This is a genomic window from Rathayibacter sp. AY1F4 (assembly GCF_002931775.1).
Taxonomy (GTDB): domain Bacteria; phylum Actinomycetota; class Actinomycetes; order Actinomycetales; family Microbacteriaceae; genus Rathayibacter.
Genome location: NZ_PSVE01000011.1, coordinates 108327 through 116818 on the forward strand (window position 1 = coordinate 108327; position 8492 = coordinate 116818).

The window sequence follows — 8492 nt, forward strand, 5'->3', positions numbered from 1 at the left end:
GGGAGCGCTTGCTCTTCGATCCTGCGCCCGGAGGTGCGGAATCGGCCGCTGGAGGGTCCGCACCTCCGGGAGGAGGGCGGCCCCCCGGTTCCTCCCGCAGTGCGCGAGAGGACGAGAGTCCCCTCCCGATCCCGCACGAACAGCGCCGTGAGACGCCGGAAGGCCCGGGCGGACCCGGGCCTTCCAGTGGAGCGGATCAGCCTCGCGGCTTCTCCTTCATCTCGATCGTCTCGATCTCGTCGCCGATCTGGATGTCGTTGTACTTTCCGAGACCGATACCGGCCTCGTAGTCCGTACGGACCTCCGTGACGTCGTCCTTGAAGCGACGCAGCGACTCGATGGCCAGGTTGTCCCCGACCACGACGCCGTCACGGATGACGCGCGCCTTCGAGTTGCGGGTGATCGTGCCGGAGCGGACGATGACACCCGCGATGTTGCCGAACTTGGAGGAGCGGAACACCTCGCGGATCTCGGCGACACCGGACTGGACCTCCTCGAACTCGGGCTTGAGCATGCCCGTGAGCGAGTTCTCGACCTCTTCGATCGCGTTGTAGATGACCGAGTAGAAGCGGATGTCCACTCCTTCTCGAGCAGCGCGCTCGCGGGCCTTCGGGTCGGGGCGGACGTTGAAGCCCACGATGATCGCGTTGTCGATCGTCGCGAGGTTGACGTCCGACTCCGTGATCGCACCGACACCGCGGTGGATGATGCGCAGCTGCACCGAGTCGTCGACCTCGATCTTGACGAGCGACTCCTCCAGCGCCTCGACGGCACCGGACACGTCGCCCTTGATGATGAGGTTGAGCGACTCGACCTTGCCCTCCTCGAGAGCACGGGTGAAGTCCTCGAGCGAGATGCGCTTGCGGGCCTTGGCCAGCAGTGCGTTGCGCTGAGCAGCTTCGCGCTTCTCGGCGATCTGACGGGCCGTGCGGTCCTCCTCGGTGACGAGGAAGGTGTCGCCGGCGCGGGGCACGGACGAGAGTCCCTGCACCTGCACCGGACGCGACGGCACGGCTTCGAGGACGGCGTTGCCGTTCTCGTCCGCCATCGCACGGACGCGGCCGTAGGCCGTTCCGGCGACGATCGCGTCTCCGACGCGCAGCGTTCCCGACTGGATGAGCACGGTCGCGACCGCACCGCGTCCCTTGTCGAGCTTCGCCTCGATCGCGACTCCGCGCGCCTCCTTGTTGGGGTTGGCGCGCAGGTCGAGACCGGCGTCCGCAGTGAGCAGCACGGCGTCCAGGAGGTCCTGGATGCCGGTGCCCGCTCGAGCCGACACGTCGACGAACATGACGTCTCCGCCGTACTCCTCGGCGACGAGCCCGAACTCGGTGAGCTGCTGGCGCACCTTGGCCGGGTTGGCGTCGGGCTTGTCCACCTTGTTCACCGCGACCACGATCGGCACGTTGGCCGCCTGGGCGTGGTTCAGCGCCTCGATGGTCTGCGGCATGATGCCGTCGTCCGCCGCGACCACGAGGATCGCGATGTCCGTGACCTGGGCACCGCGGGCTCGCATGGCGGTGAACGCCTCGTGACCCGGGGTGTCGATGAAGGTGATCGGGCGCTCGATGCCCTCGTGCTCCGCGACGACCTGGTACGCACCGATGTGCTGCGTGATGCCGCCCGCCTCGCCGGCGACGACGTTGGCGTTGCGGATCGCGTCGAGCAGGCGCGTCTTTCCGTGGTCGACGTGACCCATGACGGTGACGACGGGGGGACGGATCTCGAGGTCCTCGTCCGTCTCGTCGTCGAGCTCCTGCTCGAGGTCGAGACCGAAGCCCTCGAGGAGCTCCTTGTCCTCGTCCTCGGGCGAGACGACCTGGATCTTGAAGCCGAGCTCGGAGCCGAGCACCTCGAAGGTGGCCTCGTCGAGCGACTCGGTCGCCGTCGCCATCTCGCCGAGGGCGAAGAGGACGGTGACCAGGTTGCCGGGGGGCACCGGCACGCCGGTCATGGCCTCGATCTTGTCGGCGAAGTCCGAGATCGACGCGCCGCGGCGCAGACGGATGACCGTCCTGCCGTCGCCGCGGGGGACGCTGACGCCGCCGAGCGACGGGGCCTCCCTGAGCTCGAACTCCTGACGCTTCGTGCGCTTGGACTTCCGGGCCTTGCTCTTGCCGCCACCGCGACCGAAGGCTCCTGCGGTTCCACCGCCGGGGCCGCGACCGCGACCGCCGCCGCCACCGGGACGCGGGGCGAACCCGCCACCGGCACCGGGAGCGCCGCCGGGGCGCTGGAAGCCGCCGCCGGCCGGACGACCGGCACCGCCGGGACGTCCTGCTCCGCCGCCGGGTCCGCCGGGACGCTGGCCGAAGCCGGCGGGGCGCTGGCCCATGCCGGGTCCGCCGGGTCGGGGCGCGCCGGGGCGCGGAGCAGCGGGGCGGGGGATGTTGCCCGGGGTCGGACGCGATCCCATGCCCTGCGAGCTGGCGAAGGGGTTGTTGCCGGGGCGCGGGGCGGCGGGACGCTGTCCCATGCCCTGGTTGCTGGCGAACGGGTTGTTGCCCGGGCGCGGGGTGCCGCCGGGGCGGTTGGCGCCGCCCGAGGCGCCGCCGGGGCGCGGGGTGTTCGCGGCCGGAGCCGGACGCGGGGTGACGGGCTTGGGTCCGCCGGGGGTCGCGCCGGACGTCGGCTTCTCGGCGGCGGCCGGAGCCGCGGGGGCCTCGGTCGGAGCCGGAGCCGCGGCGGCCTCGGCGGGCGCGTCCTTGGCTGCCTGAGCGCGCTGAGCGGCGGCGGCCTCCTGGGCGGCCTGAGCCTGGGCCTGGCGCTCGGCGACCGACATCGGCGGTGCCGGCGCCGGAGCGGGCGGCTTGGCCGGTCCGGGCGTGGGCGCGGACGGACGCGCGCCGGAGGGGCGCGGGGCCCCGGGACGAGCGCCGGCGGCGGGGGCTGCCGGGGTCGCCGACGCTCCCGCGGAGGAACCGCCCTGGCCCTGGAGGGCCTGGCGGAGCTTGCGCGCCACCGGGGGTTCGATGCTCGAGGACGGGCCCTTGACGAACTCGCCGAGCTCCTTCAACTTCGCAAGTGCGACCTTGCTATCGACACCCAGTTCAGATGCGATCTCGTGTACGCGTGGTTTTGCCACTTCTCTCCTGTCTTGGGCCTGCACCCAAGACGGGGGCAGGCGTCACGAACGGACGGGTCTCATTTCGAGCCGCTCATCAGTCTTCGCTCATGATCAGTTCACGGGCCGTTCTGCCTGTTCTCTATGGTGTGATCGTGCGCTGCTCCGGCCCCTCCGGTCGAGGGGCCGAGCCGGTCGGATCGTGCGATGTACTGCTCCAGCTCGCTCGCGTCCACGCTCTCGCGTGTCCGGAACGCTCTTCCGAACGCGCGGCGCTTGACCGCGAGCTCGTAGCAGTCGGCTGTGTCGTGGAGCCACGCTCCCCGACCAGGACGGACGGCACGCGGGTCTACCGCGAGGACGTTCGAGTGGAGGACCAGCCTCAGAAGAGAGGCCCGGGGGGCGCGCAGACGGCAGCCGACGCACGTTCTGACGGCTTCCACTCTACTCCCTCCCCTCCGGGACCGCTCCCCCGCACGGCCGATGCTCGGGGATCACTCCCCGTCCATCACCGAATCGGGCTGGATGTCGATCTTCGCGCCGGTCAGCTTGGCGGCGAGGCGGGCGTTCTGGCCCTCCTTGCCGATGGCGAGCGAGAGCTGGTAGTCGGGGACGAGCGCCCGGACGGCCTTGAGGCTCTGGTCGATCACGAACGCGCTGGTCACCTTGGCGGGCGAGAGCGCGCTGGCGACGAAGGTCGGCAGGTCGGAGGAGTAGTCGACGATGTCGATCTTCTCGTTGTTGAGCTCGGCGGTCACCGCGCGCACGCGCTGGCCGAGCTCGCCGATGCAGGCGCCCTTGGCGTTCACGCCGGGCTCGGTCGCGCGCACCGCGATCTTGGTGCGGTGGCCCGCCTCGCGGGCGAGGGAGACGATCTCCACCACGCCGGACGCGATCTCGGGGACCTCGAGGGCGAACAGCTTGCGCACCAGCGACGGGTGGGTGCGGGACACCTGGACCGACGGGCCCTTGGGTCCGCGGCCGACGCTCGTGACGTAGACGCGGATGCGGCGTCCGTGGCTGTAGTCCTCGCCGGGCACCTGCTCCTCGGGCGAGAGGATCGCCTCGATGGAGCCGAGGTCGACGTGGATCATCCGCGGGTTGGGGCCCTGCTGGATGACGCCGGCGACGATGTCGCCCTCGCGGCCCTTGAACTCGCCGAGCACGTGCTCGTCGGCGATGTCGCGCAGGCGCTGGTTGATGACCTGCTTCGCGGCGAAGGCGGCGATGCGGCCGAAGTCGCGCGGGGAGTCCTCGGCCTCGCCCACGACGGCGCCCTCCTCGTCGAGCTCGGGCACGAAGACCGAGACGTGACCGGTCTTGCGGTCGAGGTGCACGCGCGCGTCGACGGCGGTGGCCTTGTCGGCGTCGTCGGCCTGGCCGATGTGCTTGAGGTAGGCGGTCAGGATCGCCTGCTCGATGATCTGCACGAGTTCCTCGAAGGGGATCTCGCGCTCGCGCTCCATGAGTCGCAGAACGCTCAGGTCGATGTCCACGGGCGGGCCTTTCTCTCTATTCACTTGGATGCCGCGGTGGTGACCGCGGTCGTTCGCCTGCCGGGCTCTCACCCGGATCAGCCCTCAAGGGTACCCGACGCGGCCCGGGGTTCCACCCGCGGATCCTGCCGACGCACGGAGGGCCCCGCCTGCCACGGGAAGCGGTGGCGGGGCCCTCGGCGTGTCGGGTCTAGGCGCCCAGCCGGGCGAGCGCCTCGGCGACCGGGAGCTGCTCGCGCTCGCCGGACCGGCGGTCCCACAGCTCGACGATCCCGTCGGCCGCTCCTCGGCCCGCGATGACGATCACGGGCACCCCGATCAGCTCGGCGTCGCCGAACTTGACGCCGGGCGAGACCTTCGGGCGGTCGTCGATCAGCACGTCGCGGCCGGCGGCCTCGAGGGAGGCGCCGACCGACTCGGCGAGCTCGAGAGCCGCCGCGTCCTTGCCGGTCGCGATGACGTGCACGTCGAACGGCGCGACGTTCGCGGGCCAGAGCAGTCCTCGGTCGTCGTGGGTGGCCTCGGCGATGATGGCGAGGATGCGGGTCACGCCGATGCCGTAGGAGCCCATCGTGACGGTGACGAGCTTCCCGTTCTCGTCGAGCACCTTCAGCCCGAGGACGTCGGCGTACTTGCGGCCGAGCTGGAAGACGTGGCCGATCTCCATGCCGCGGGCGGTCTCGATCGGGCCCGAGCCGTCGGGCGCCTCGTCGCCGGTGCGGACGTCCGCGACCTCGACGGTGGCGTCGCCGTGGAAGTCGCGGCCGGCGACCAGGTCGAGGACGTGCTGCCCGGAGACATTGGCCCCGGTGATCCAGGCGGTGCCGTCGACCACGCGCGGGTCGAGCAGGTAGCGGACGCCGGTCGCCGACTCCTCGCCCAGGACGGCTCCCTCGGCCGACCAGGGTCCGATGTAGCCCTTGACCAGTCCGGGGTGCTTCGCGAAGTCCTCCGCCGTGGCGGCCTCGACCTCGGCCGGGGCGAAGGCCACCTCGGCGCGCTTGAGGTCGACGTCGCGGTCGCCGGGCAGGCCGACGATCACGAGGTCGCGGGTGCCGTCGAGCGCGGTGAGCGCGAGGACGACGTTCTTCAGGGTGTCGGCGGCGGTCCAGGCGCGGCCGTCGGGGCGGGGCTGCGTGGCGTTCGCCAGGTCGACCAGGGTCTGGATGGTCGGGGTGTCGGGCGAGTCGAAGACGCGCGCCTCGGGCAGGCCCTCGACGGGCAGCGCCGCGGGGACGGGCGTGCGGTACGCCTCGACGTTCGCCGCGTACCCTCCCGCCGACCGGACGAAGGTGTCCTCGCCGACGGGGGTGGGGTGCAGGAACTCCTCGCTCCGGGAGCCGCCCATCGCTCCGGCGTCGGCCTGCACGATCACGTACTCCAGGCCCAGGCGGGCGAAGATCCGCTCGTAGGCGTCGCGCTGGCGCTGGTAGCTCGCGTCGAGGCCGGCGTCGGTGTAGTCGAAGGAGTACGCGTCCTTCATCGTGAACTCGCGGCCGCGCAGGAGACCCGCGCGGGGCCGCGCCTCGTCCCGGTACTTGTCCTGGATCTGGTAGATCGACAGGGGAAGGTCCTTGTAGGAGGAGTAGAGGTCCTTCACGAGCAGCGTGAAGAACTCCTCGTGCGTGGGAGCCAGCATGTAGTCGGCGTCCTTGCGGTCCTTCAGGCGGAACACGCCGTCGCCGTACTCGGTCCAGCGGCCCGAGAGCTCGTAGGGCTCGCGGGGAAGGAGCGCGGGGAAGTGCACCTCCTGGGCGCCGGCCGCCTCCATCTCCTCGTGGATGATCCGCTCGATGCGGCGCTTGACGCGCAGGCCCAGCGGCAGCCAGGCGAAGACGCCGGGCGCCTGACGGCGGATGTAGCCCGCGCGGACGAGGAGGCGGTGGCCCGCGACCTCGGCGTCGGCGGGATCCTCCCGGAGCGTGCGGACGAACAGATGCGAGAGACGGGTGACCACGAGGGACGATCCTATCCGCTGCGCTCCCCCGGCTCGCGAGGGCGCCGGGAGCCTCAGTCGGGGATCCGCGAGAAGATGACCGCTCCGCCCGTGCCGTCCAGCAGCACGTCGTCGGGGGTGCCGCCGATCGTCATCGGGCCGGAGAGGAGCGCCCGGAGCCGGATGGCCTCGGGGCTCGGCGTGTCGGAGCAGGTGTCGGAGCCGGTCACCTCGTCGCCGGGGATCAGCACGCCGTCGTCGATCCGGTAGGCGGCGCTGACCACGAGGCAGCCGGTGCCGACGACCAGGGTCGGCGCACCCCCGACGCTCTCGGAGCGGAGGCGGACGCGGGCGTCCTCGACCCAGGCCGTGTACGGGGTCTCCCCTTCGGCCGCGGTCAGCACCCAGCGGTCGCAGCCGAAGGGGTCCTGCGGGCTGCGGCTGTCGATGCACTCGCCGGCCTCGGAGGACGGGCCGCTGCGGAGCGCGGCGACACCGGAGGCGAGGAGCGCGGCGGCGACGACCACGAGCGCGAGGCGCAGTGCGGGGCGGACCACGTCGATCCGCCCCGCGCCGTCAGTTCGCGCCGACGGTGACGACCGGGGCTCCGGTCGAGGTGTCGTCGGCCGGCATCTCGGCGGCCAGGCGGTTGGCCTCCTCGATGAGGGTCTGGACGATCTCGGCCTCGGGGACGGTCTTGATGACCTCGCCCTTGACGAAGATCTGGCCCTTGCCGTTGCCGGAGGCGACGCCCAGGTCGGCCTCGCGGGCCTCGCCGGGTCCGTTGACGACGCAGCCCATGACGGCGACGCGCAGCGGGACGCTCATGCCCTCGAGGCCGGCGGTGACGTCGTTGGCGAGCGTGTAGACGTCGACCTGCGCGCGGCCGCAGCTGGGGCAGGAGACGATCTCGAGCTTGCGCTCGCGGAGGTTCAGCGACTGGAGGATCTGCAGGCCGACCTTGACCTCCTGCGCGGGCGGGGCCGAGAGGGACACGCGGATGGTGTCGCCGATACCCTCGCCGAGGAGGATGCCGAAGGCGGTGGCGGACTTGATCGTCCCCTGGAACTCGGGGCCGGCCTCGGTGACGCCGAGGTGGAGGGGCCAGTCGCCGCGCTCGGCGAGCTGGCGGTAGGCCTTCACCATGACGACGGGGTCGTTGTGCTTGACCGAGATCTTGAAGTCGTGGAAGTCGTGCTCCTCGAAGAGGCTGGCCTCCCAGACGGCGCTCTCGACGAGGGCCTCGGGGGTGGGCTTGCCGTACTTCTGCAGGATGCTCGGCTCGAGCGAGCCGGCGTTCACGCCGATGCGGATCGAGACGCCGGCGGCCTTCGCGGCGGCGGCGATCTTGCCGACCTGGTCGTCGAACTTGCGGATGTTGCCCGGGTTCACGCGGACCGCGGCGCAGCCGGCGTCGATCGCGGCGTAGACGTAGTTCGGCTGGAAGTGGATGTCGGCGATGACCGGGATCTGGCTCTTCTTGGCGATGATCGGCAGCGCCTCCGCGTCGTCGCGGCTCGGCACCGCGACGCGGACGATGTCGCAGCCGGACGCGGTGAGCTCGGCGATCTGCTGGAGGGTCGCGTTGATGTTCGTCGTCGGTGTGGTGCACATCGACTGGACGCTGACCTGCGCGTCACCGCCCACGAGCACCTTGCCCACCTTGATCTGGCGGGACTTGCGGCGGGGGGCGAGGGTCATGGGGACCTTGGGAAGACCCAGATTCACTGCTGGCACGCGCCCCATCGTACGCGCGCCGCGGTACCCCTCGTCCGCTCGCCGCACCTTCCCAGCCGCCGCCCCTCCTGCGCGCCTCGGAACCCGCCCACCGCACCCGCTCTCGGCCCGAGACCGCAGGACGATCCGCGGTCGCCTCGCCCCCGAGCCGAACCGCCGATCCCGTCCGAGCGATTCACCGCAGACGGTCGCACCCCCGAGGCGAACGAGTGAACCGCGTCCCAGCGATCCGCCCCAGCCGCCCGCACCCCGCTCCACC

The 8492-nt window shown here is 71.6% G+C and carries 6 protein-coding genes; all 6 read right to left on the minus strand.

What is annotated here, in order from left to right; genetic code table 11:
- Nucleotides 1-196 precede the first annotated feature (196 nt).
- The 6 genes from infB to ispG all read right to left on the minus strand — a co-directional run bounded on the left by infB (nucleotide 197) and on the right by ispG (nucleotide 8233).
- On the minus strand, nucleotides 197-3085 hold the full coding sequence (gene infB / locus C5C59_RS08995; protein WP_104239492.1) for a translation initiation factor IF-2: 2889 nt from the start codon (nucleotides 3083-3085) through the stop codon (nucleotides 197-199).
- A 98-nt stretch (nucleotides 3086-3183) separates the two neighbouring features.
- A complete protein-coding gene (locus C5C59_RS09000) occupies nucleotides 3184-3507 on the minus strand; it encodes a YlxR family protein (protein WP_104225593.1) in 324 nt (107 codons plus the stop codon).
- 51 nt (nucleotides 3508-3558) lie between these two features.
- Nucleotides 3559-4560, minus strand: coding sequence for a transcription termination factor NusA (nusA, locus tag C5C59_RS09005; RefSeq protein WP_104225180.1), 1002 nt, complete (start codon nucleotides 4558-4560; stop codon nucleotides 3559-3561).
- A 190-nt stretch (nucleotides 4561-4750) separates the two neighbouring features.
- A complete protein-coding gene (locus tag C5C59_RS09010) occupies nucleotides 4751-6517 on the minus strand; it encodes a proline--tRNA ligase (RefSeq protein WP_104239493.1) in 1767 nt (588 codons plus the stop codon).
- A 53-nt stretch (nucleotides 6518-6570) separates the two neighbouring features.
- On the minus strand, nucleotides 6571-7053 hold the full coding sequence (locus C5C59_RS09015; protein WP_104239494.1) for a hypothetical protein: 483 nt from the start codon (nucleotides 7051-7053) through the stop codon (nucleotides 6571-6573).
- 19 nt (nucleotides 7054-7072) lie between these two features.
- Complete coding sequence (gene ispG / locus C5C59_RS09020; RefSeq protein WP_173244694.1) at nucleotides 7073-8233, minus strand: flavodoxin-dependent (E)-4-hydroxy-3-methylbut-2-enyl-diphosphate synthase; 1161 nt, start codon at nucleotides 8231-8233, stop codon at nucleotides 7073-7075.
- Nucleotides 8234-8492 lie beyond the last annotated feature (259 nt).